The organism is Geothrix sp. (assembly GCF_030219325.1).
Taxonomy (GTDB): domain Bacteria; phylum Acidobacteriota; class Holophagae; order Holophagales; family Holophagaceae; genus Geothrix.
Window position 1 is genome coordinate 2,820,426 of record NZ_CP126625.1, and the last position, 22,547, is coordinate 2,842,972.

A 22,547-nucleotide genomic window follows, 5' to 3' on the forward strand; every position below is an offset into this window, starting at 1 on the left:
TCCCGCGACGTCCCTCCCCTTCCCTGAAACCCACCCCCGGAGAACACCCCATGAACTCCCGAATCATGCTCGCCCTGGTCGCCATGCTGGCGCCTGCCGCCCTGAGCGCCCAGTCCAACGCGGACCTGCAGAAACAGATCGAACAGCTCAAGGTGCAGCTGAAAGCCGTCGAGGAGAAGGCCGCCGCCGCGCAGGAGATCGACACCCGCCTCGTCAAGGTCGAGACGAAGGTCGCCGGCGACAACATCCAGTGGGGCGGTGACCTCCGCACCCGCTTCGAGAGCAGCAAGTGGACCTTCAAGCCCTACCAGCAGTTCATGGGCTTCGCCCAGAGCGCCGGCGCCCCGGCGGGCTCCCTGCCCCCGGGCTACCCCTATCCCTTCATGGCCCTGACCCAGCAGGTCCCTGGCCAGGACTACACCAACGCCGTGCAGTGGTCCACCCGCCTGCGCCTCAAGATGGGCATCACCATCAATGAGCACGCCAAGATCATGGGGCGCCTGACGATGTACAAGGTCCACGGCGGCGCCGACGTGCCCGTGTTCAACGGCTCGCCCAACACCGTGTCCAACTCCTTCAACGACGCCAAGGTCCCCGGGACCGACGTGCTCCGCGTCGAACGCGCCAGCCTGGTCTACGACTTCCCCGTGGGCATCCTCTCCATCGGCCGCCAGAACACCTCCGATGGCCCGCCGTTCGAAGTGCGTGAGGGCGGCGAGCGCCAGGCCACCCCGCAGGCCCTGGCCGTGAATGCCCTCGTGGATGGCATCGGCTTCAAGTTCCAGCTCGACAAGCTCGGCCTGCCCGAAGGCACGCTGCTGGGCATCTGCTACGGCGTGGGCTACGAGTCCGGCTTCGGCGGCGGCGGCAACGTCAAGGCCAATGCCGCCCCCGTGGGCTTCAACTTCACCAACGTGAACTGGACCGCCCAGGGCCCCAATGCCGCCGCGGCCACCATGCAGGTGAACAACATCGGCCCCCTCAAGGACAGCACCGTGCTGGGCGTCATGTACGACATGCCCCTGCTCTTCCAGCTCGGCGAGAGCGTCCAGAGCGCGAACTTCTACCTTGGCTTCAACCGCTTCGGGAACATGACGGACATCCCGTACGGCAGCACCAACAACTTCCCCGTGCCCGCCATGCCCGGCATGGGCGGCATGCCCAGCACCCAGTACGTCACGGCCACCAACAACCTGGGCGACATGGACCAGTGGACCGCCACCTGGAAGCACAAGATCGGCGACACTTTCACCTACTTCGCCAGCTATGGGCACATCAAGAGCAATCCCAACGGCAAGATGAGCCAGTACGGCGCCTACTGGACCTTCCCCGCCAACATGGGCGGCACCCAGCAGCTCGCCGGTTTCGGCGGCCTCCTGGGCGATGCGACGCACAGCCAGACCGCCAGCGCCTACTACGTGGGCATGCGCTGGGATCCCATCCAGACCCTCGGATTCGGGGTCGAGTTCAACCACGGCTCGCCTCGCTGGTTCACCTACAGCCCCGCCACCGGCGAGGCCACGGAAAAGCTCGGCACCCGCGGCGACGTGTGGGAGGGCTACATCCACTGGCAGTTCGCCAAGAATGCCGCCTTCCGCCTGGGCTACCTGGACTACAAGTACACCCACGCCTTCAGCGGCTGGCACATCTCCCCTGGCCCCGCCATGCCCGGCCAGAGCTGGGAGGACGCCTACGACCTGAGCAAGAACCCGATGCTGCAGTACGGCTTCCCCGCCGCGGTGAAGACCACCTACGCGTCGATCGAAGTCAAGTTCTGACCCCGCGCGGAAAGGGCCGGAGGGTTTCCCTCCGGCCCTTCCCACGATAGAGAAGGAGCCAACATGGGCACCACTCGCATGGATCGCCGCCTCTTCCTGAAGGCCGCGGGCGCCACCGCCGGAGCCGCCACCACCCTCCAGGTGGGCTGCCTCAGCTACTTCAAGAAGGGCCGGAGCGCGGCGGCTGACAACCGCGAAGTCCCGACCACCTGCGAGCTCTGCCCCAACAAGTGCTCCGCCATCGCCGTGGTGGAGAAGGGGGTCGTCAAGAAGCTGAATCCGAACCCCGAGAACCCCAAGTCCCGCGACATGCTCTGCGCCCGCGGGAACGCGGCCATCAAGCAGGTCTACGACCCCGACCGCCTCAAGCAGCCCATGATCCGCGTGGGGGCCCGGGGCGAGGGCAAGTGGAAGGCCGTGAGTTGGGACGAGGCCTTCGATTTCGCCGCCAAGAAGCTCGCCGAGGTGAAGGCCAAGCACGGCCCCGAAGGCACGCTGTGGTCGTCCACTGAGGGCTTCCAGGAGGTCTTCTTCAAGAACCTGGGCCTGGCCTTCGGGTCGCCCAACCTCGTGCGCCATCCCACGCTGTGCCTGGCCTCGGTGAACCTGGCCTACAGCGCCACGTTCGGGACGGTCCCGAGCTTCGACCTGCTCAACAGCAAGTTCGTCATCATGTCCGGCGCCAACCGCTTCGAAAGCATCATCACGCCCGACACCATGGACCTCATCGGCGGCGTGATGGAGCGCAAGGCCAAGCTGGTCTACCTCGATCCCCGCTTCACGGTCACGGCCGCTAAGGCCGACGAGTGGTACCCCATCAAGCCCGGCACCGACCTGGCGTTCATCCTCGCCATGATCCACGTGATCATCAAGGAGAACCGCCACAGCAAAGACTTCGTCGCCGCCTACACCACAGGCTTCGACCAGCTGGCCGAGCACGTGAAGCCCTACACGCCCGAGTGGGCCGAGAAGGAAACGGAGATCCCCGCGAAGGACATCGTCCGCATCGCCCGGGAGTTCTCGGACGCCGCGCCCCGCGCGCTCTACTACGCCGGGCGGCGCTCCTCCTGGTACCAGAACGACTTCCAGATGCGCCGGGCCCAGGCCATCCTCAACGCCATCGTGGGCAACTGGGACCAGGTGGGCGGCATGGTGCCCAACGCCAAGCTGCCCAAGGGCGAGTTCCTCTTCATGCCCTGGGACGAACCCAAGGCCCCCCGCGTGGACGAGATCGACAAGCACTTCCCCCTGGCCGCCAAGGGCGATGGCGTCTACCTGAAGCTGCGCGAGAACGTGCTCAGCGGGAAGCCCTACCCTGTGAAGGCCTGGATGGTCTACAAGCAGGACCCCATGAACGCCATGCCCGACCAGGCGAAGACCCTGAAGATGATTGAGGGCATGGACTTCATCGGCGTCATCGATGTCCAGATGAGCGACATGGCCTGGTATGCGGACGTGGTCTTCCCCGAGAGCACCTACCTGGAACGGACTGATCCGGTCGAGGTCATGGCCGGCATCTGGCCCGCCGTGGTCTACCGGCAGCAAGTGGTGAAGCCCATCCACGATACGAAGCCGAACCTGGAGATCGTCCAGGGCCTGGCCAGGCGCCTGGGGCTCGCCGACTACTTCGACTACACCATCGAGCAGTGGGTCGAGGCCGAGTTCAAGGAGCTGCCGATTCCGCTTGCCGCCGAGCACATGAAGAAGCATGGCGTGTGGGCCGCCAGCGGCCAGCCCAGCTACGGCAAGACGCTCACCCCCGACCACCGCTTCGTCACCAAGACCGGCAAGATCGAGCTGTTCTCCGAGCGGCTCCAGGAGGCCGGGGCCGACCCGCTGCCGGTCTACAGCGCGCCCGTGCCGCCACCCAGCGATCGCTTCCGCCTCATCCTCGGCCGCGTCGGCTACTTCACCCACGCCAACCAGACGAACAATGTCTGGCTGAACGAGCACATGAAGGAGAACGACCTTTGGATCAACCCGAAACCCGCGGAACGCCTCGGCATCCGCAGCGGGTCCATCGTCCAGGTCACCAGCAGCGTGGGCACCGTGAAGCTCAAGGCCCGGGTCACCGAGGAGATCCGCCCCGACTGCGTGTTCATGCTCCACGGCTTCGGCAAGAAGTCGAAGATGCAGAGCCTGGTCTACAACGTGGGCGCCAGCGACGCCGTGCTTCTTGAAACAGCCTGGGACAAAGTCTCCGGCAACGCCGCCTTCCACGAAACCTTCGTCAAAGTCGCGAACGCCTGAGGGGGTGAACCATGGCCATGAAGAAACGGCGCTACGCCCTCGTCATCGACTCCAGGAAATGCATCAACTGCAAGGCCTGCGCGGTGGCCTGCAAGGCCGAGAACGAGGTCCCAATCGGCAACTTCCGCAACTGGATCAACGAAGAGCACCAGGGCGAGTACCCCAAGCTCCGCATCGACTTCGAGCCCGAGCAGTGCCACCACTGCGAGCACCCCTCCTGCGTGCGGGTCTGCCCCACGGGGGCCTCCTGGCAGCGCAAGGACGGCGTGGTGCTGGTGGCCGAGGATGACTGCATCGGCTGCCGCTACTGCATGATCGCCTGCCCCTACGACGCCCGCTACTTCCACGAGGAGAGCGGCACGGTCCACAAGTGCACCTTCTGCACCCATCGCATCGACGGCGGCGTCCTGCCCGCCTGCGTGGAGACCTGCCCCAGCAAGGTCCGGGTCTTCGGCGATCTGGAGGATCCCGCCAGCCGCATCCACGAGCTGCTTTCCACGCGGCGGCACCACGTCAAAGAACCCCAGACGGGCAATGGCCCCCAGCTCTACTACCTGGTTTAGGAGACTGTGATGCACGAATTCAACTGGGGTCTCCTCATCGTGGTGTACCTGTTCCTTGGCGGCCTGTCCGCGGGCCTCTTCTTCGCCGCGGGCCTCGCCAACTACCTGGAAGTGGACGGCCAGCCGGCCCACCCCCGCATCGCCCGCATGGGCGCCCTCCTGGCGCCCTGGCCCGTGGCCCTGGGCTCGGGCCTGCTCATCCTCGACCTGGGCCACTGGTACCGCTTCTACAAGCTGTTCACCCACTTCCGGTGGGAGAGCCCCATGTCCATCGGGTCGTACCTTCTGACCCTCTTCACCCTCATCGCCTTCGCGTACGCCTACGCTTGGCTGCCCGAGGACTGGCGGCAGCAGCTCTTCGCCAAGGTGCCCGCCGCCTGGACACAGGTCCACCGCCTAAACGTGGATATTTCGGCCCATCGCAAGACCATCGCCATGGTGGGCTTCCCCTTCTCCATCGGCGTGGGCATCTACACCGGCGTGCTGCTGGGCGCCGTCTCGGCCCGCCCCTTCTGGAACACCAACCTGGTGGCCCAGATGTTCCTGTTTTCGGCCCTCTCCAGCGGCACGGCGGCCCTGCTGCTGGCCCTGGTGCTGGACAAGCGGAACCCCGTGGAGCAGCGCGACCTGAAGTTCCTGGTCTGGCTGGACGTCATCTTCATCTCGCTGGAGCTCTTCATCATCCTGCCCTACCTGATCCACGGGCAGCTCTCCGTGCTGGCGGTTAAGCAGGCGCTCTGGCTGATCCTGGGCGGCCCCTACACCTTCGTCTTCTGGGTCTGCTTCCTGGGCTTCGGGCTGCTGGTCCCCCTGGGCATCGAGGTCTATGAGCTGGCCCCCAGCCTCCTCAAGGGGCGGCCCTTCCACGGGAACCGGAACCTCGCCCTGACGGCCGCCGGACTGGTGCTCTTCGGCGGGTTCCTCCTGCGCTACATCTTCGTCTACGCTGGTCAGCTGAGCAGCTTCCACAAGATGGGAATGCTGCGCTGAAAGGACCGACATGACGCTCGCGCTGCTGGCTGACCTCGCCCAGATCCTTGCAGAGGCCTTCCTGGAGCCCGATGCAGACCTGAAGGAAGTCCTGGAAGACCTGCTGAACGGCGGCCCCAGCCCCGCCCTGGCCGAGCCCCTGGCCCGGATGGCGACACACACACTCGTCCTCCAGGAGCAGTCCGTGGAGTACACCCGCCTCTTCCTCCAGGCCAGGGACACAGACGTCGTCCACCTCTTCGAGTCCGTGCAGGCCCGGGGCCACCAGATGGCGCCGGAGGTGCTCGGGCCCCTCCAGGGCATCTATGACGAGGCCGACATCAGCGTCCAGGAGGACCTGGCCGTACCGCCCGATCACCTGGGACTGGAACTGGCCTGTCTCAGCCACCTGCTGGCCCAGGTCATCGAGGGCGACCTGGCCGAGCGGCAGCGCTTCGTGGAGCTGGCCCGGCGCCTGCTCCGGGACCACCTCTCGCCCCTCGTGAAGGTCGTGGCCGGGCAGCTCCCGCAGGTGTCCGCCCACGCCTACTACCAGGCGGCCGCCGACCTGGCCTCCGCCCTGTTGCCCGCAACGGAGAAGGCGCTCGCAGAAATCTAGCCAACCCCCTGCTGGACAAAGGCTTGTCCCGCGTCCAGCATGGATCCATGCGCGCCCCCACAACCATCCTCCTGGTGGATGACGAGCCGGGAATCCGGCGGTCCCTGGGCGAAGCCCTGAAGGACGAGGGCTACCACGTGGTGAAGGCCGAGCGGGGCGAGCAGGCCATCGACCTGCTCCACAACCCCGATGGCGAGAGCCTCCAGCTCATGCTGCTGGACGTCTGGCTGCCGGGCCAGGATGGCCTGGAGACCCTGAAGCAGGCCAAACAGGTCCGGCCCGACCTGCCGGTGGTCATGATCTCGGGCCACGCCAGCATCGACACGGCCATGCAGGCCACCAAGCTAGGCGCCTTCGACTTCCTGGAGAAGCCCATCGACCTGGACCGCCTGCTCCTGGTGGTGGGCAATGCCCTGCGCCAGTCCAAGCTGGAGCAGGAAAACCAGCGTCTCCTGGCCGAGGTGGAAGGCGGCCGCTTCTTCCTGGCGGACAGCCCCGCCATGAAGCGCCTCATGGCCGATGTGGCCCTGGTGGCCCCCACCGAGGGCCGGGTGCTGCTCACGGGCGAGAACGGCAGCGGCAAGGAGGAGGTGGCCCGCCTCATCCACCTGCAGAGCCCCCGCAAGGACGCCCCCTTCGTCGAGGTGAACTGCGCGGCCATCCCCGAGGAGCTCATCGAGAGCGAGCTCTTCGGCCACCAGAAGGGCGCCTTCACGGGCGCCGTGCGCGACCAGAAGGGCAAGTTCCGCGAGGCGGACGGCGGCACGCTGTTCCTCGATGAGGTCGGCGACATGTCGCTGAAGACCCAGGCCAAGGTGCTGCGCGCCCTCCAGGAGGGCCGCGTCGAGCCCGTGGGCGGGGGCGGCGCCGTGGGCGTGGACGTGCGCGTCATCGCCGCCACCAACAAGGACCTGGCCGGGGAGATCACCCGGGGCCGCTTCCGGGAGGACCTCTACTTCCGCCTGGCCGTGGTGCCCCTGCGCATCCCCGCCCTGCGGGAGCGCCCCGAGGACATCCTGCCCCTGGCCGAGGCCTTCATCAGCCGCATCGGCCGCCAGTACGGCCGCCCGCCCCGGCACCTGGGCCCCGAGGCCAAGGACACGCTGCTGCGCCACGACTGGCCCGGCAACGTGCGCGAGCTGAAGAACCTCATGGAGCGCGCCGTCATCCTGGGCCGCGGCAGCGAGATCGGCCCCCGCGACCTGGGCCCCCTGGCCGCCCGCCACCTCGCCGAGCAGGATCCCTTCTCCTTCCCCGAGTTCGCCAGCCTGAAAGAGGCCAAGGACTGGTTCGAGACCCAGTACCTCCAGCGCGAGCTGCGCCTCCAGAACGGCAACATGACCCGCGTCGCCGAGCGCGTGGGCATGGACCGCTCCAACCTCTACAAGCGCCTCAAGGCCCTGGGCATCGAGCCCAGGGAGAACTAGGCAGGCCGCGGGTGAGCGACAAGAAGTGGTTCAAGATTGGCGAGGCCGCCCAGATGGTGGGCGTCGGCCCCAAGGACCTGCGCTACTGGGAAGACGTCATCCCCGACATCAAGCCGCGGCGCAGCAAGGGCAACCTCCGCTACTACCACGTGGACGAGCTGCCCCGCCTCAAGCGCATCAAGGCCTGGCTGGGTGAAGGCCTCACCGTGGCCGATTGCGCCGAGCTGCTGGCCCACGGCCACCTCGTCCAGCGCCTCGACCTGGGCCTGGAAGCCGACGAGCTCCCCGCGGCCCCCGTGCAGAAGCCCAAGGCCGCCTTCCCGCGGCTCCTCCGCACCAGCACCGACCTCCAGCCCGTCATCAAGTCCGTGCGGGCCCTGTTCGAAAGGCTCTCCGCGCCACCCAAACCTTGACCTCCGCCCCCACCCGGTCTAGAGTCAATAGTTCACGGCGCGTGGCGCAGCCTGGTAGCGCACTACCTTGGGGTGGTAGGGGTCGGAGGTTCGAATCCTCTCGCGCCGACCAAAACACCAGAAGGGGCCCTCACAGAGGGCCCTTTCTGGTGTTTTGACCCGTCATACCGAGAGGATTCGAACCTCCGAATGGGATTCCGGAGACGCGACTGAATGTCGCGTCGGAGGAAGACCGGCGGCTGGCGCAGCCAGACGCGTTCGAATCCGTGCCCTGGTGTGGCGGCGCCAAATACGGAGAACGAACCACTCAATCCAGTGAAGGGCCCCTCACAGAGGGCCCCTTCTGATGTTTTGACCCATCGTTTCGAGAGGATTCGAACCTCAGGCCGGGAGTGCCCGGTTCGGCAGGATCATCAGTGGTGCGGGCCTTGGTGCGCGCCACCGGTGCCCCGCGTAGCCCCCTCTTCCCAAAGGCGATCCCATGGTTTTTTAAAGGACCGCCCGGTCCCCCGGGGGTATCCTTCCGGTCAACCACCATGATCGACGTCGTTCAAGCCACTTTCCCGGACTGGAAGCGCTTTGCCGCCTTGCCCCGGCGCCTCTACGACGGGGATGCGGCGTTCTCCCCGGTGCCCGATCCGGAATTGCGGGCGTGGTTCGCGGGGTCGCACCCCTGCTCGCCGTTCCTGCGCTTCCAGGCCTTCCTGGCCCGCCGCGGCGGGCGGACGGTCGGACGCTGCGCCGCCTTCATCAATGCACGACTCCCCGTGGATGGCGCCCCCCTCGGCACCCTCGGCCTCTACGAGTGCGAAGCGGACGACGCCGCGGCCGCGGCCCTCCTCGCCGGGGCCCAGGACTGGCTGCGGGAGCAGGGCTGCGCAATGGCCTGGGGCCCCATGAACGGCTCCATCTGGACCGGCTACCGCTTCCTGACTTCGGGCTCCGGTCACTCCACCTTCCACGGGGAACCCGCCCACAAGCCCTGGTACCCGGGCCAGTTCAGCGCCGCCGGCTTCAAGCCCATCCGGCGGTGGCACAGCCTCTTCCTCCCCCCTGCCGAGGCGCGACTGCTCCGGGACGATCAGGTCAGGCTCGCTGCCTCGGCCCGGGCCCGGGGCTTTCGCATCCGCCACCCGGACCCGGCACGGGTCGATGCAGAGCTGGCCTCCATCCACGCCATCATCGAGGACTCGTACACAAGTTTCCTGGGCTTCAGCTCCCTGGCCCCCGGAGAGTTCAGCGATCTGTACCGGGGCCTCACGGCCGTCTGGAACCCGGAGCTCATCCAGATCGCCGTGGATCCCCAGGGCCGGGACGTGGGCTTCAACATCGTCCTCCCGGATCCCGGGCGGGGCCTCCGCGCCATGCGGGGACGTTCCTCCCTCCTGGCCAGGCTGCGGTACCTCCTGGCGCGGGAGGCGAATCCCGCCCACGTCGACCTCTACCTGGGGATCCGGCGGGAGGCGGGCCACCTGGGCGTGGGTTCCCTGCTCACCCACGCCGCCTGCCACAACGCCATCGAAGCGGAGGTTCCCTTCATCATCGCCCTGGTCGCCGAGGAGACGTCCTTCGCCTCGGTCGAAGCCCGCTTTCCCCACGTGGAGCGCCACGAGTACCACCTCTACGCCCGGAGCCTGGTCCCATGAGCGCGGAGACGACCCTTCCCTACTTCGACCGCCACCGGAAGGCCATGGCCGAGGAGCGGGTGTTCGAAGCGTCCGCCATGGCCTTCCTCTACGGCAGCGCGCTGGGCCGCCTCCTCACGGAGCTCATCCTCAAGCGCCGGGCCTTTTCGCGCTGGTACGCCTGGCGGTGGAACCGGCCCGCCAGCCGCCGACAGATCCGCCCCTTCATCGAGCGGTACGGGATCGATGCGGAGGAATTCGAGTCGCCGGTGGAGGCGTTCATGTCCTTCAACGACTTCTTCACCCGCCGCCTGAAGCCCGAGTGCCGCCCCATCGCCCCCGGGAAAGCCACCCTCATCGCGCCGGCGGATGCGAAGCTGCTGGCGCACCCCTGTGCCCAGGGCCGGGCCTACCCGGTCAAGGGACGCGCCTTCAGCCTCGCCGCCCTGACGGGACATGGCCTGGACACCGCCGCCTGGGAAGGCGGGACCCTCCTCGTGTTCCGGCTCAGCCCGGCGGACGCGCATCGCTTCGTGTACTTCGATTCCGGGACGCATGGCCCCGTGCACCGCGTACCCGGCTTCTTCCACTCGGTATCCCCCATCTCGCTGGCGGCCGGCTCCGATGTCTTCGGGGGCAATGAGCGGGAGTGGACGGTGCTGGAGACCGACCATTTCGGGCAGGTCATCCAGGTCGAGGTGGCGGCCCTCACGGTGAATGGCATCGTCCAGAACCATCCTGCGGGAACTGCCTTCCGGCGCGGGGAGGAGAAGGGCCACTTCGCGTACGGATCGACCCTCGTGCTCGTCTTCCAGCCGGGCCGCCTCCGGCTGGACGAGGACATCCTGGCCCACTCCGCGACGGGACTCGAATCCGGTGTCCGCTGCGGCAGCGCCCTCGGCTCAGCGGGAGGCACCCCATGACGGCAGCCACCCTGGCGAGGCTCCTCTACCTCATGGCCCCCATCATCCTGGCGGGCATCTGCAACATGGCCTACGTGAAGCTGCCCCTCCACGGCCGCCTCCGCGTGCCCATGGATGGCGGCCGGCGCTGGCGCGATGGGGCCCGGATCTTCGGCGACAACAAGACCTGGAAGGGCTTCCTGGGCATGATCGCCTTCGCCTCCGTCTGGTTCTCGCTCCAGGCCGCCCTGGACGCCACCCTCCCCGGGGCGCGGGCCCTGTCCCTGGTGCCCTTCGCATCCTTCCCACCCCGGCTCGTGCCCGTGCTCGGGGCGCTCTGGGGCCTGGGCTACGTCCTGGCCGAGCTCCCGAACAGCTTCATGAAGCGCCGCCTGGGCGTCCGGCCCGGCGCCAATGTCCCGGGCTTGCGGGGAGCCCTCTTCCTGCTGATCGACCAGGGCGATTCCGTCCTCGGGTGCCTGGTGGCCCTGCGCCTCTTCTACCCGTACGGGTGGCGCACGGGGCTCCTGCTCCTGCTCATCGGCACCGGCGTGCACCTCGCCGTGAATGCGGTCCTCTACCTGGTGGGTCTCAGGAAGCAGGCGGCCTAGATGAAGCTCATTCATGACTTCACGGAACTCCTGGCCGACCCCCTGCCACCTGCGGAGCTCGGCGGGAAGGCCAGGGGTCTGCTGGAGCTGCTGACCTGGGGCTTGCCCGTCCCCCCCGGCGCCGTCCTTCCGGCCTCCGCCTTCCGGCGGTTCCTGGCTGAGACCGGAATCGCCGCCACGACCCCGGGCGAAGGGGCGTCCCCGGCGGAGGTCTGCGATCACTGGCGGGGGCTCATCCTGGCGGCCGCGCCTCCACCCTGGCTCGACGGGGCGGTCCGGGCCTGGGTGTCGGCCCATCCTGGGCAGAGCTGGGCCGTCCGTTCCAGCGCCATCCAGGAGGACCTGCCCGGGCATTCCTTCGCCGGCCAGTACTCCAGCTTCCTGCACCAGGTCACGGTCGAGCAGATCACCCGGTCCATCCTGGCCTGCTGGGCCTCCCTGTACAACCCGGGCGCCGTGAGCTACTGCCAGGAACGGGGACTCCCGCTGGAATCCTCGGCCATGGCCGTCATCCTCCAGCGCATGGTGCGGGCGGACCACAGCGGCGTGCTGTTCACGGTCGATCCCATCGGCGGCAGAGACACGGTGATGCTCGTGGAAGCCGTCCACGGCCTCGGCGAGAGCCTCGTCCAGGGCCGGGTGACCCCGGATTGCTACCGCTTCGACTGGTTCGCGGGCCGGGAGGTCGAGCGGAGCGTGGCCCGCAAGGAATGGAAGGTGGCCTGCGCAGACGGTGGGGGCGTCATGGAAGGGCGCCTCGATCCGAAGCTGGCGGAGGCTCCCGTGCTGTCCCCAGAGGCGCTGGGCCAGCTCTGCGGCGCGGCCCTCGACATCCAGCGCCGCAGCGGCTACCCGGTGGACATCGAGTGGGCCTTCGCCGAGGGGACCCTCCACATCCTGCAGAGCCGGCCCGAGACGCGCATCCACGTCCGCGACCTGGAAGGCGAGTGGACCACGGCGGACTTCAAGGACGGGGGCGTGTCCTCCACGGTCTGCACGCCCTTCATGTGGGCCCTCTACGACCTGGTCTGGGAACGGGCCATGCCCGAATACCTGCGCTCCGTGCGAATGATCGATGCCGTGGAAGGGATCGTCTGGGGGGACATGTTCTTCGGGCGGCCCTACTGGAACGTCGGCATCATCAAGACCTGCCTCGAGCGCCTGCCCGGCTTCACGGAGCGCCACTTCGATGCGGACCTGGGCATCGAGCCGGCCTACGCGGGAGAGGGACGCACCTCCCGGCTGGGCCTTGGCAGCCTGTGGCGGGCCCTCCGGGTCGTCCTGGCGCTGAAGCGCTCATTCCAGGCCGAACTGGAAGCCTGTGAGGCCTTCCGAGCCCGGCAGCTGGCGAGGCTGCGGGAGCTGGACGGCCTGGACCTGCACAGCCTGGACGAGCAGGCCTTCTTCGCCTTCTACTGGACCTTCATCGAGCAGGACTTCTTCCGCAGCGAGTACGCCTACTTCCACCTCATCTTCAACAACAGCAACTTCCAGAGCCTGTACAAGGGCGAGCTGCAGAAGCAGGGCGCCGACATCCTCCTGCTCCTGTCGGGCCTGCAGGAACTCTCCCACCTCCAGCCGAACTACCGGCTGTGGGAGCTCTCGCGACAGCTGCGGACCTCCCCCGGCGCCTGCGCCTATTGGCGGGACACCCCCCTCCTCCGCATTTCCGAAGCCCTGCGCTCCGGTGAGCCGGGCCCGGGCTTCGAGGAACTGCGCGCCCACATCGAAGCCTTCAAGTTCCATTCGACCCGGGAGCTGGACATCCGGGTGCCCCGGCTGGACGAGGACCCCTCCCAGGTCCTCTCCAGCCTCCGGCAGCTCATCGACCTCGACGACGCCCACTCGCCGCAGGACCACACGGCCGCCCAGTCCCTGGCGGCGGAACAGGAGCGGCAGCGCTTCATCGAGTCCCTGCCGCCCTGGAAACGGAAGGCCTCGGCGCGGAAGATCGAGCGCATGCGCCGCTTCCTCTGGTGGCGGGAGGAATACCGCGACCTGTCCACCCGGCACTACCACCTCGTCCGGAAGGTCACGCTGCACCTGGCCGGACGGCTCCTGGAAGGGGGCTGGCTGGCCACCGCCGAGGATGTCTTCTTCCTCGACCTGGCGGACCTGTTCGGCCTCCTGGACGGGCGCGCGACCCGAACGGACGTCAAGGAACGCATCCGCCTCCACCGCGCCTACTACGACTCCTTCCGGAACTTCCAGAACCCGGATGAGCTGGGCCGGGGTCGGGACTTTCAGCCCGGCGGGATGAGCCGGCAGGCCGGTGAGGGCGCCCTCACCGGCCTGCCCTGCAGCCCCGGCCAGGCCGAAGGCCCCGCCCGCCTCATCGCCGACATCTTCGAGGCGGACCGCCTCGCCCAGGGCGACATCCTCCTCACCCGGTACACCGACCCGGGCTGGACCCCCTGCTTCGGCCTCATCGCCGGGGTGGCGACGGAGACCGGCGGCCTGCTCTCCCACGCGGCCGTGATCTCCCGGGAGTACGGCATCCCGGCGGTGCTGGCGGTGAAGGGCCTGCTGTCTGCGGCGGCCGGCGCCCAGCGCGCCAGCCTCGATGGGCACGCGGGGCAGGTCCGCTTCGATGAGGGGGGACCGCGATGACCCCTTCCCCGAGGCGCCTGTGGCTCTACCTGTCCACCACCTACCCGCCCCTGCTCACGGCGCCCTTCGCGGCCATCAGCTACCTCGCCCTGGCCTGGTCCCTGCTCGCCGCCCGGGGCCTCCCGCCCCGCCTGGGACGAGCCACCCTGGCGGGCATTCTCGGGACCTTCCTCTTCCTGCTCTTCCTGCGCGTCTCGGACGAGCTCAAGGATTCCGAATCCGACAAGATCCACTTCCCGGAACGCCTCCTGCCTTCGGGGCGGATCACTCCGGGCGACCTGTGGCTCCTGTGGTGGGTGGCGCTCGCGGGGCTGATCGGCGTCCAGCTGCTCGTCCCCCGGCTCAACGGGTACTACCTCGCCCTGCTCATCTACGGCCTGCTGATGTTCAGGTACTTCTTCCTGCCCCGGCTCATCACCAGCCATCTGTTCCTGGCCCTCCTGAGCCACAATCCGTCGGCCTTCCTGCTGCAGCTCTGCGCGCTGGGATGGCTGGGCGCGGACCCGGGGTTGCCATCCCCCTTCGTGGCCCGGCGCGGGGACCTCCTGATCTGCCTGCTCTTCTACCTGCCGGCGCTCCTGTGGGAGCTTTCGCGGAAGCTCCGCCGGCCCTCCGAGGAAACGCAGTACCAGACCTATTCGTCGCTGCTCGGTCCCCGCCGCGCAGCGCTCCTGACCCTGACCGTGGCCCTGGGCATGCTGGGTCTGGTGGTGGCCTTGGGCCCGCGCCTCGGCACCTCGATCCTGGCCCTGGCGGCGCAGATGGCGGCCTTCCTCCTGTTCGCCGGCGCCCTCCTGCGCTTCATCATCCAGCCGGAAGCCGATGGCCCGAAGCTCGGCATGGTCGGGCAGGCCTACGCCATCGCCTTCTACGCCATCGCCTTCTGCGACCTGGCCCTGCGCGGACCCCGCGCCGGCGGGATGGGGTAGGCCGTGGACTGGCGCCTGCTCGACCCCCGCGACGAGCTTCGCGTGGAGGCCTGCGGGGGCAAGGCCCTGGGGCTGGCGAGGCTCGGAGCCGCGGGCCTGCCCGTACCCGACTGGTTCTGCCTTTCCGCCGACACCTTCCGGCGCGCCCTGGGGCCCGCCCTCGGGGACTTCCATGCCGGACTGGCCGCCGCGTCGCCGGAGGACCGATCGGGCCTGGAGGCCCTCTGCGCGCGCGGGCGAGCCGCGGTGGATGCGCTGGTCCTGCCGCCGGACGCCCTCCGCGGCGCGGCCCTGGAGCACCTGCCGGGAGCGGACCTGTTCGCGGTACGCTCCTCGGCCTGCGTGGAGGATTCTCCCGAAGCCAGCTTTGCCGGCCAGCTGCAGTCCTTCCTCTGCGTCCCGGCCGAGGGCCTGGAGCAGGCCGTCCTGGCCTGCTGGCGGAGCTACTTCAGCGCCGGCGCCGCGAGGTACCGGCTCCATCACGGCCTCGGGGCTGCGGCCCCCGGCATGGCGGTCATCCTCCAGCGCATGGTGGAAGCGCAGGTCTCGGGCATCGCCTTCTCCGTCAGCCCCGACGGCAACCTGGGGGAGCTGCTCCTGAGCGCCACCTACGGCCTCGGTCCCGGGGTCGTCTCGGGGGAGTTCGAGACGGACCTCATCCGGATCGACCGGCGGAGCGGCGCGATCCGGTCCACCCAAGCCGTGAAGGCCGAGCGCCTCGTGAAGGACGCCGCCGCGGGCCGGGGCCTGCGCCGGGAGCCGGTGCCGGAGGCACTGCGCCGGGCGCCCTGCCTGGGCCCGGAGCAGGTGGCTGAGCTGGCCGGTCTCTGCCTGCGGGCCGAGCGGGCCCTGGGGGACTGGGTGGACCTGGAGTGGGCCTTCGACACCCGGTTCCACCTGCTGCAGGCCCGGCCCATCACCGCCCTGCCCGCGGGGGAGATCCACCTCCTGGACAACAGCAACATCGTCGAGAGCTATCCCGGGATCTCCGCGCCGCTCACCTTCGCCTTCGTCCAGCAGGCCTACGCGCGCATCTTCCGCAACTTCGCCCTCCGACTGGGCCTCCGGGCGGCGGAGCTGGACCGCAGCGCCGCCCACCTGGACCAGATGGTCGTCCACTTCCAGGGGCGCATCTATTACAGCCTGGAGAACTGGTACGCCCTCTTCTCGCTCCTGCCCTTCGCGTCGCGCTTCATCCCCATCTGGGAGGGCATGCTGGGCATCCGCGCCGCGGAAGGGGCTCCGGGCGGCCCCGGCCTCGCCACCCGCCTCCTCGCAGGTCCGCGGGCGCTGCGCATCGGGCTTCGCCTGCTGGGCGAGTTCCTGCGCCTGCGCCGCTCGATGGCTGCGCTGCTGGCGCGCTTCGAAGCGCTCAAATCGAATTTCGACGCGCGCCTCCAGACCGCTTCCCGGGGGGGCCTCGATGCGCTGCGGTCCCTCTACGACGACCTGGGCGCCCGCATGGTGGACGGCTGGGAGCTCACGCTCATCAACGACGGCTTCGCCTTCCTGTTCACGGCTCTGGCCCAGTGGTCCCTGCGCCGCCTCCTCCCGCCGGAGGCGGCCCTCGAGGCGTTCAACGGCCTGCTCTGCGGTCTGGCGGGCATGGCGAGCCTCCAGCCCGCCCGGGAAGCCATCCGCCTCGGGGAGCGGCTCCAGGATCATCCGGGCCTGCTCGCCGCGGCCCTGGCCGCCGCCGAGGCCCGGCTGGACCGGCTGCCGGCTGATGCCGCCACTTCACCGGAAGAGGCCTCGGCCATCGCAGACTTCAACACGGCGTTGGCTGACTACCTCCAGCGCTGCGGCTCCCGGACCTTCGAGGAACTCAAGCTGGAACGGCCCAGCCATGCCGAGGCCCCCTGGCTGCTGCTCCGCCAGGTCGCGGCCTGCGCCAGCCAGGGCCTGCGCGCCGCGGACATGGAGGCCCGCGAGGCCGCCATCCGCGCCCGGGCGGAGGGCCTGCTCGCCAGCGCCGGGCCCCGTCCAGTGACACGAGTCGTCTTCTCGTTCTGCCTGGCGCGGGCCAAGGCCTCGATCCTCCACCGGGAAGCCAGCCGCCTGAAGCGCGGCGAGTTCTACCGCATGGTCCGGCGGATCTTCCTGGCCGCCGGGGAGCGCCTGGCCCAGGAGGGTCTCCTCCACCAGGTCGACGACATCTTCTACCTGACGGTGGACGAGGCCTTCGGCGCGGCCACCCTCGGCGCAACCGCGCTCGAAGCGAAGGTCGCCACCAGGCGGGCCGAGCAGTCAGCCCAGGCGGCCCTGTCCCCGCCGGAGCGGATCGTCTGGAAGGGCAGCCTGGCCGAAGCCGAGCGGGTCCTGGCCACGACTCTGGGCGAGCCGGGATCCGGGGCCGGGGACGCGGCTGGATTCACCCTCTCCGGCCTGGGTTGCGCACCGGGCCAGGTCAGCGGCGGGGCCCTGGTGGTGGCGGATCCCGGCACGGTCACGGACGCCAGGGGAAAGGTCCTGGTGGCGCGGATGACGGACCCCGGCTGGGTGTTCCTCATGCTCCAGGCCCGGGGGCTCATCGTGGAGAAGGGCAGCCTGCTCTCGCACACCGCCATCATCGGCCGGGAGCTGGGCCTGCCGACCCTCGTGGGTGTCACGGACGCCGCCCGGCGGATCCGGAGCGGCGATCAGCTCAGCCTGGACTCGGGCCGCGGCACCGTCACGGTGCGACGGGGCTGAGCCGACCTTCCTGCAACGACAGCACGCGGTCGGCGAGCTCCGCCAGCCGCGTGTCATGGCTGGTGACGATGGCGGTGCGGCCCCCTTCGCGGATGTACTCGTGGAGCATGCGGATCACCTCCTGGCCCTGGTGGAACTCCAGGCTGGCCGTGGGCTCGTCCGCCAGGATCAGGCCTGGCGAGGGCCCGAAGGCGCGGGCCGCGGCCACGCGCTGCTTCTCGCCATGACTCATGGTCGCGGCGCGGCACTCGCCGAGGTGGGGGATGCCCAGGCTCAGGAAGACCTCCCGGCTCCGCTGGGCGGCGGGCCCGGCCTTCCAGCCCGCGAAGCGCAGGGCCAGCTCGGCGTTCTCGCGGCCCGTCAGGGATTCGATGAGCAGGAAATTCTGGAAGATGAAGCCGATGTTCCGGGCCCGCAGGGTCTGCAGCTCATCCGGGTGCAGGCCGCCGAGGTCCCGCCCGAAGAGGCGCACCTGCCCGCTGGAGGGCGGGGTCAACCCCGCAAGGGTGGTGAGCAGGGTCGTCTTCCCGCTCCCGCTGGGCCCCAGGACGAGGACGATCTCGCCGGCCTCCGCCTGGAAGTCCACGCGGTCCAGGACCAGCCGCCGGCCCTCGCCCTCGCCGAACTGCCTGGAGACGCCTGCGAGTTCCACCACGGCCATGTCAGTCCCCCCTGGCCCGGAAGGCTTCAAGGGCGTAGAAGCCCGCGATGCGGCGCGTGGCGACCAGGGCGCTGGCCAGGCAGATCACCAGGACGCCGGCCAGCACGAGGGCCATCTGCGCCGGATAGACCTGGGTCTCCAGCTCCGGCGCCAGAACGCGCACCAGGGCCCGCAGCGGCAGGAAGAGGGCCAGCCCCAGGCCGCCGCCGCAACCCCCGAGCAGCAGGGCCTTCGCCGCCACCAGGCCCCGCAGGTAGCTGCGCGGCGCGCCCAGGGCCTTCATGATCACGAAGTCCCGGCGGCGCTCCAGGATGTCCAGCGACAGCAGCAGCGCCAGGATGACGGCGAGCACCAGAGCGCCCATGAGCGTGATGATGAAGAGGAAGGCCAGGAAGCCCGTCTGCATCTCCAGCACGTTGTTCTCGATGAACTGGGCGTCCGAGAAGAAGTTCATCTCGGGTTGGGCCGCACGCAGGGCCTGCAGGACCGCCGGTACCGTCTCGCCCGGCCCGATCCGGATCGCCACGAAGGAGATGAGTCCCGGCAGCTGGATGAAGCCCTGGGCCCGCTCCAGGCTCACGAAGGCGTACTGGATGACCATGGCGTTGGTGCCGCGGCTCAGGCCCACCACCTGCAGCGGCACGCCCTGGATCTCCAGGGTCTGGCCCAGGACCAGATGGTGTTTCCGGGCGAACACCTCGTCCAGCACGATTTCGTCATCGCCCGCGAGGGCCCTTCCCGCCGCGATGATGGGCGGCCCTCCCGTCGGCGCCTCGCGCCGGTAGCCCGTGAGGAAGAGGGTGTAGAAGCGCCCCTGCAGCTTCACGGACGAGAGCAGCAGCAGCACGGGCGAGGCCGAGGCCACGGCTTTCGTCTCCAGGACCGCCTGGCCCTCCTCCAGGGTCATGATCGAGGAGCCGCGGATGATGTTGGTGGCGTTGGCCTGCAGCATCCAGATGTCGGCGCGGGTGCGGCGGATGTAATCCACGGCCCCCGCGTTGACGCTCTGGTAGGTGGCCCACAGGAACACCATCATCAGCGTGCAGGCGCCGATGGCCGCCACGGTCATGGCGAACCGTCCGACCTCGCCCAGCAGGGGGTTCCGGATCCGCATGGCCCAGTGTAGCCACTGGCAGGCGCAACCCCCTGCCCATTGAACCTTCCGCGATGGCCGTGGGCGCATCCAGTCGGCGGATTCGAGGGACGGGGTCCTTGCCCTGAGGCCAGCGTGCGTCAATCTGGGCCGGCATTCTCGGGGTCCCAGGAATCAGGCAGAACCCCTTGAAGGGCCGGTTACCATCGGGGTCTCCTCCCTTCATGAACGGAATGTCCTGCCTCTGGATCACGCATGCATCCGGCTCCCCCTCTTTCCCCTCGAGGTGTCCGCCCTGAGATGAGGATCCTCCGATCGGTCGTGGCAGCCCTCACCCTGATGGTGTCTTCCGCCCTGAGCGGACAACGGCTCCCCATCAAGAGCTTCTCGGCCTCCGATGGATTGCCCGGGGGAGGGATCAATCGCATTGTCCGGGACTCGCACGGGTTTCTCTGGTTCTGCAGCACCGAAGGCATCGCCCGATTCGATGGCCATGACTTCGTCCGCTTCGGGGCAGACGCTGGCTGGCCCGCCCATGCGGTGAACGACTTCCTCCAGGCCCGGGACGGCAGCTGCTGGATCGCCACCAGCCAGGGCCTGTTCCGGCTGGACATGGCCGTGCCAGGGGGACCGCCGACCGGCGGTGGGCGGCGGGTCGTGCCCGTCTCCTCCAGAAACCTGTCGGTCACCTGCCTCTTCGAGGACCGGACCGGTGTGCTGTGGTGCGGCACCCACGCCGGCCTCTTCCGGGTGGATCGTTCGCCCGGCCCGGGCTCCCTGAGGTCCATCAACCTGGGCTTCCCGGAGAAAACCACGGACGATCCCATCGTCACCGCCCTGGCCGGCAAGGATGGCGGTGGCCTCTGGATCGGGGCCGGCAGCGGGCTCTACAGTCTGGAACCGGACGGCCGCGTGGGTCGCTATACCAAGGCCGATGGCCTGCCGGACACCTGGGTCCGCAGCTTGGCGGTCGCCGGTGACGGCAGCTTCTGGGTGGCCACCCGCAAGGGCGTCGGCCGGCTGAGGCTGTCCGCCGGGGCTTCCAGGCTTGAGGTCCTCGAAACATACACCCGCGGGAACGGCTTCCCGGACCTCGTGAGCGACGTTCTCCTCCGCACGGGGGAAGGCAAGATCATCGTGGGCACAGGCGTGGGCCTGAGCCTCATCGAGCGCGCCAAGGTGGACAGCTATGGCCTGGACGAGGGGCTGGAGGTCCCAGTGCTTGCCTTGGCCGAGGGCGCCCGCGGGGAGCTCTGGGTCGGGACCGATCACGGCGCCCAGCGCTGGATTCTGGATGGGCTGACCACCTACGTGCCCAGTGACCGGCCGTTTCAGCGGATCAATTCCCTCCTGGAGGACCGGACGGGTGCCTTGGTGGCGGTCACGGCCAATGACACCCTTTTCAAGATCCGCCGGATGGTGGGCAACCGGCTGCTTTCCAGTACCCTGCGCATGCCTCCGGGCAGCCACCGACCGGGCTGGGGCTGGCACCAGCCTCTGCTCCAGGACCACCTGGGAGCCTGGTGGTGTGCCACGGACCAGGGACTCTGCCGGTTCGAGGTCACCCCCAGCGCGGCGGCCCTCCCGGGGGCCAGGCATGCCAGGACCTACAAGGTCCAGCAGATCTCCGGCTCGGGCTCCGACGAAGTCTTCGCGGTATTCGAGGACAGCCGCGGCGACATCTGGTTCTCCACCGTCGCCAACCCCCTCAACGGCCTGGGCCGCTGGGTGCGGGCCGGCGACAGGATCGAGGGTTTCAACGGCAAGGCGGGCATTCCCGAACGGCCTTCCCTGGCCACGGCCTTCGCGGAGGACCAGGCGGGGAACGTCTGGGTCGCCTTCAACGGAGCAGGACTGGGCCGCTTCAGGAATGGTCGGTTCGACCTCTTCACCGAGGCGGATGGGATCCCGGCCTGCTGGATCCGCTCGATGATGCTGGATGGCAGCGGGCGGCTCTGGGTGGCCTGCTCCAGGGGCGGCGTCCGCATCATCGAGGATCCCACCGCGGCCGTGCCGCACGTCCGCGCCTTCACCACCGACCAGGGACTGGCGGGCAATTCCATCTGGAGTTGCGTGGAGGATCGCTGGGGCCGGGTTTACGTGGGCACCGGGGCCGGGATCGACCGGGTTGATCTGGAGCACGGGCGGGTCCTGCACCTGTCCGAGGCCCAGGGGCTGGCCTCTGGCGTCCCGCGGGCGGCCATCCGGGACCGGGAAGGCACCTTGTGGTTCGGCCTCAGCGGCGGATTGTCCCGCTACGTCCCGCCCGCGCCGAAGCCCGAGCAGCCACCCCCGATCTTCCTGATTTCGCTCCGGGTGGCAGGAACGGCCAGAGCGCTTCCTGAATCAGGTGCCCCGGAGTGGGACCTGCCGGACCTTCCCGCCGGCCAGAACCGCATCGAGGTGGATTTCACCAGCCCTGGAGGCCTGGGTGGGAACACCCTCCGCTACCAGTATCGGCTGCGAGGGGTATCGGACGACTGGAGCAGGGCCAGCCTGGACCGCAGGGTGGATCTGGCCAACCTCGCCCCCGGCCACTACCACTTCCAGGTCCGGGCCATGGGTGAGGAAGGCAGGACCAGCGACCCTCCCGCCGAATTCCGCTTCACGATCCTTCCCCCCCTCTGGATACGCTGGTGGTTCCTCACGGTCGCCGCAGGCTCCCTTCTCGGGGTTGCCTGGCTTGGCTACAACTACCGGCTCAGGCACCTGCTGGAGGTGGAGCGCATCCGCACCCGGATCGCCGCCGATCTCCACGACGACATCGGCGCCAGCCTCTCCCGCATCGCCATTCTCAGCGAGGTGGTGAAACGGCGCACGCCGGAGGACCAGCCGGAGACGGCTCGTTTCCTCTCGGAGATCGCCGAGTCGTCGCGCGACCTGGTGGATTCCATGGCCGAGATCGTGTGGTCGATCAACCCCAAGCGGGACGACCTCCAGCACCTGCTGGCCCGCATCGGGCAGTTCGCCTCCGCCTCGCTCCAGGCGAAGGACATCCGCTGGACGATGACCCTGCCGCCGGATCCCGCCAAGGTGAAGCTCACGCCCGAGCAACGCCGGGGCATGTACCTCATCCTGAAGGAGGCCATCAACAACGCGCTCAAGCACTCCGGATGCCGCTCCATGAACCTGCAGGTGGCCCTGGGGCAGGGTCGGCTCACCGCCCAGATCCGGGACGACGGCTCCGGCCTGCCCCCCGAACCGCCGGGATCGGAGTCCACGGGATCCCAGCGGGGGCGGGGGCTCATCAACATGCAGGTCCGCGCCCATGACATCGGAGGCCACCTGGACGTCGCGTCGGGCCCCGAGGGCACCACCATCCGCCTCGACCTGCCCTTCCGGGGGGGAGCATGATCATGCCATCCCCCCCAGCGCCCCCAACCCCTACCATGGAACCTCACCACCC

The 22,547-nt window shown here is 69.0% G+C and carries 16 protein-coding genes and 1 tRNA gene; 15 read left to right on the plus strand and 2 right to left on the minus strand.

Annotated features, from left to right (window positions below; translation table 11 throughout):
* Window positions 1-50 precede the first annotated feature (50 nt).
* From QOZ81_RS12600 to QOZ81_RS12665, 14 genes are all read left to right on the plus strand, one after another.
* A complete protein-coding gene (locus QOZ81_RS12600; RefSeq protein WP_300714777.1) occupies window positions 51-1,778 on the plus strand; it encodes a DUF3373 family protein in 1,728 nt (575 codons plus the stop codon).
* Window positions 1,779-1,841: 63 nt separating this feature from the next.
* Window positions 1,842-4,028 (plus strand): molybdopterin-dependent oxidoreductase, encoded by a 2,187-nt coding sequence (locus QOZ81_RS12605; RefSeq protein ID WP_291205858.1) that lies wholly within the window; start codon window positions 1,842-1,844, stop codon window positions 4,026-4,028.
* Window positions 4,029-4,039: 11 nt separating this feature from the next.
* Complete coding sequence (locus QOZ81_RS12610) at window positions 4,040-4,591, plus strand: 4Fe-4S dicluster domain-containing protein (protein ID WP_291205856.1); 552 nt, start codon at window positions 4,040-4,042, stop codon at window positions 4,589-4,591.
* A gap of 9 nt (window positions 4,592-4,600) precedes the next feature.
* Window positions 4,601-5,581 carry an NrfD/PsrC family molybdoenzyme membrane anchor subunit gene (nrfD, locus tag QOZ81_RS12615; protein ID WP_291205853.1) on the plus strand — a complete coding sequence of 327 codons (981 nt, stop codon included), beginning with the start codon at window positions 4,601-4,603 and terminating at the stop codon, window positions 5,579-5,581.
* Window positions 5,582-5,591: 10 nt separating this feature from the next.
* The gene (locus QOZ81_RS12620) at window positions 5,592-6,179 is read left to right on the plus strand and encodes a molecular chaperone TorD family protein (protein ID WP_291205850.1); all 588 of its coding nucleotides are present in this window, start codon (window positions 5,592-5,594) and stop codon (window positions 6,177-6,179) included.
* A gap of 47 nt (window positions 6,180-6,226) precedes the next feature.
* On the plus strand, window positions 6,227-7,606 hold the full coding sequence (locus QOZ81_RS12625; RefSeq protein WP_291205847.1) for a sigma-54-dependent transcriptional regulator: 1,380 nt from the start codon (window positions 6,227-6,229) through the stop codon (window positions 7,604-7,606).
* 11 nt (window positions 7,607-7,617) lie between these two features.
* Complete coding sequence (locus QOZ81_RS12630) at window positions 7,618-8,019, plus strand: helix-turn-helix domain-containing protein (RefSeq protein WP_291205844.1); 402 nt, start codon at window positions 7,618-7,620, stop codon at window positions 8,017-8,019.
* A 35-nt stretch (window positions 8,020-8,054) separates the two neighbouring features.
* Window positions 8,055-8,131: transfer RNA gene (locus QOZ81_RS12635), tRNA-Pro, on the plus strand.
* A 424-nt stretch (window positions 8,132-8,555) separates the two neighbouring features.
* Window positions 8,556-9,665, plus strand: coding sequence for a hypothetical protein (locus tag QOZ81_RS12640; protein ID WP_291205842.1), 1,110 nt, complete (start codon window positions 8,556-8,558; stop codon window positions 9,663-9,665).
* A complete protein-coding gene (locus QOZ81_RS12645; protein ID WP_291205839.1) occupies window positions 9,662-10,567 on the plus strand; it encodes a phosphatidylserine decarboxylase in 906 nt (301 codons plus the stop codon). The genes QOZ81_RS12640 and QOZ81_RS12645 overlap by 4 nt, the downstream gene beginning before the upstream one ends.
* Entirely contained in the window at window positions 10,564-11,157 is a 594-nt protein-coding gene (locus QOZ81_RS12650) for a CDP-archaeol synthase (RefSeq protein WP_291205837.1), read from the plus strand. Before QOZ81_RS12645 ends, QOZ81_RS12650 begins: the two co-directional genes overlap by 4 nt.
* On the plus strand, window positions 11,158-13,767 hold the full coding sequence (locus tag QOZ81_RS12655; protein ID WP_291205834.1) for a PEP/pyruvate-binding domain-containing protein: 2,610 nt from the start codon (window positions 11,158-11,160) through the stop codon (window positions 13,765-13,767).
* Window positions 13,764-14,696 carry a UbiA family prenyltransferase gene (locus tag QOZ81_RS12660; protein WP_291205832.1) on the plus strand — a complete coding sequence of 311 codons (933 nt, stop codon included), beginning with the start codon at window positions 13,764-13,766 and terminating at the stop codon, window positions 14,694-14,696. Before QOZ81_RS12655 ends, QOZ81_RS12660 begins: the two co-directional genes overlap by 4 nt.
* A gap of 3 nt (window positions 14,697-14,699) precedes the next feature.
* Window positions 14,700-17,387 (plus strand): PEP/pyruvate-binding domain-containing protein, encoded by a 2,688-nt coding sequence (locus QOZ81_RS12665; protein ID WP_291205830.1) that lies wholly within the window; start codon window positions 14,700-14,702, stop codon window positions 17,385-17,387.
* On the opposite strand, the gene QOZ81_RS12670 is transcribed toward QOZ81_RS12665, so the two are convergent.
* Window positions 17,368-18,048 (minus strand): ABC transporter ATP-binding protein, encoded by a 681-nt coding sequence (locus QOZ81_RS12670; protein WP_291205827.1) that lies wholly within the window; start codon window positions 18,046-18,048, stop codon window positions 17,368-17,370. The two genes, QOZ81_RS12665 and QOZ81_RS12670, sit on opposite strands and share 20 nt — an antisense overlap.
* A gap of 1 nt (window position 18,049) precedes the next feature.
* The gene (locus QOZ81_RS12675) at window positions 18,050-19,162 is read right to left on the minus strand and encodes an ABC transporter permease (protein WP_291205824.1); all 1,113 of its coding nucleotides are present in this window, start codon (window positions 19,160-19,162) and stop codon (window positions 18,050-18,052) included.
* 300 nt (window positions 19,163-19,462) lie between these two features.
* Between QOZ81_RS12675 and QOZ81_RS12680 the strand changes: the two genes are divergently transcribed.
* Complete coding sequence (locus QOZ81_RS12680) at window positions 19,463-22,495, plus strand: sensor histidine kinase (protein ID WP_300714785.1); 3,033 nt, start codon at window positions 19,463-19,465, stop codon at window positions 22,493-22,495.
* Window positions 22,496-22,547: the final 52 nt, after the last annotated feature.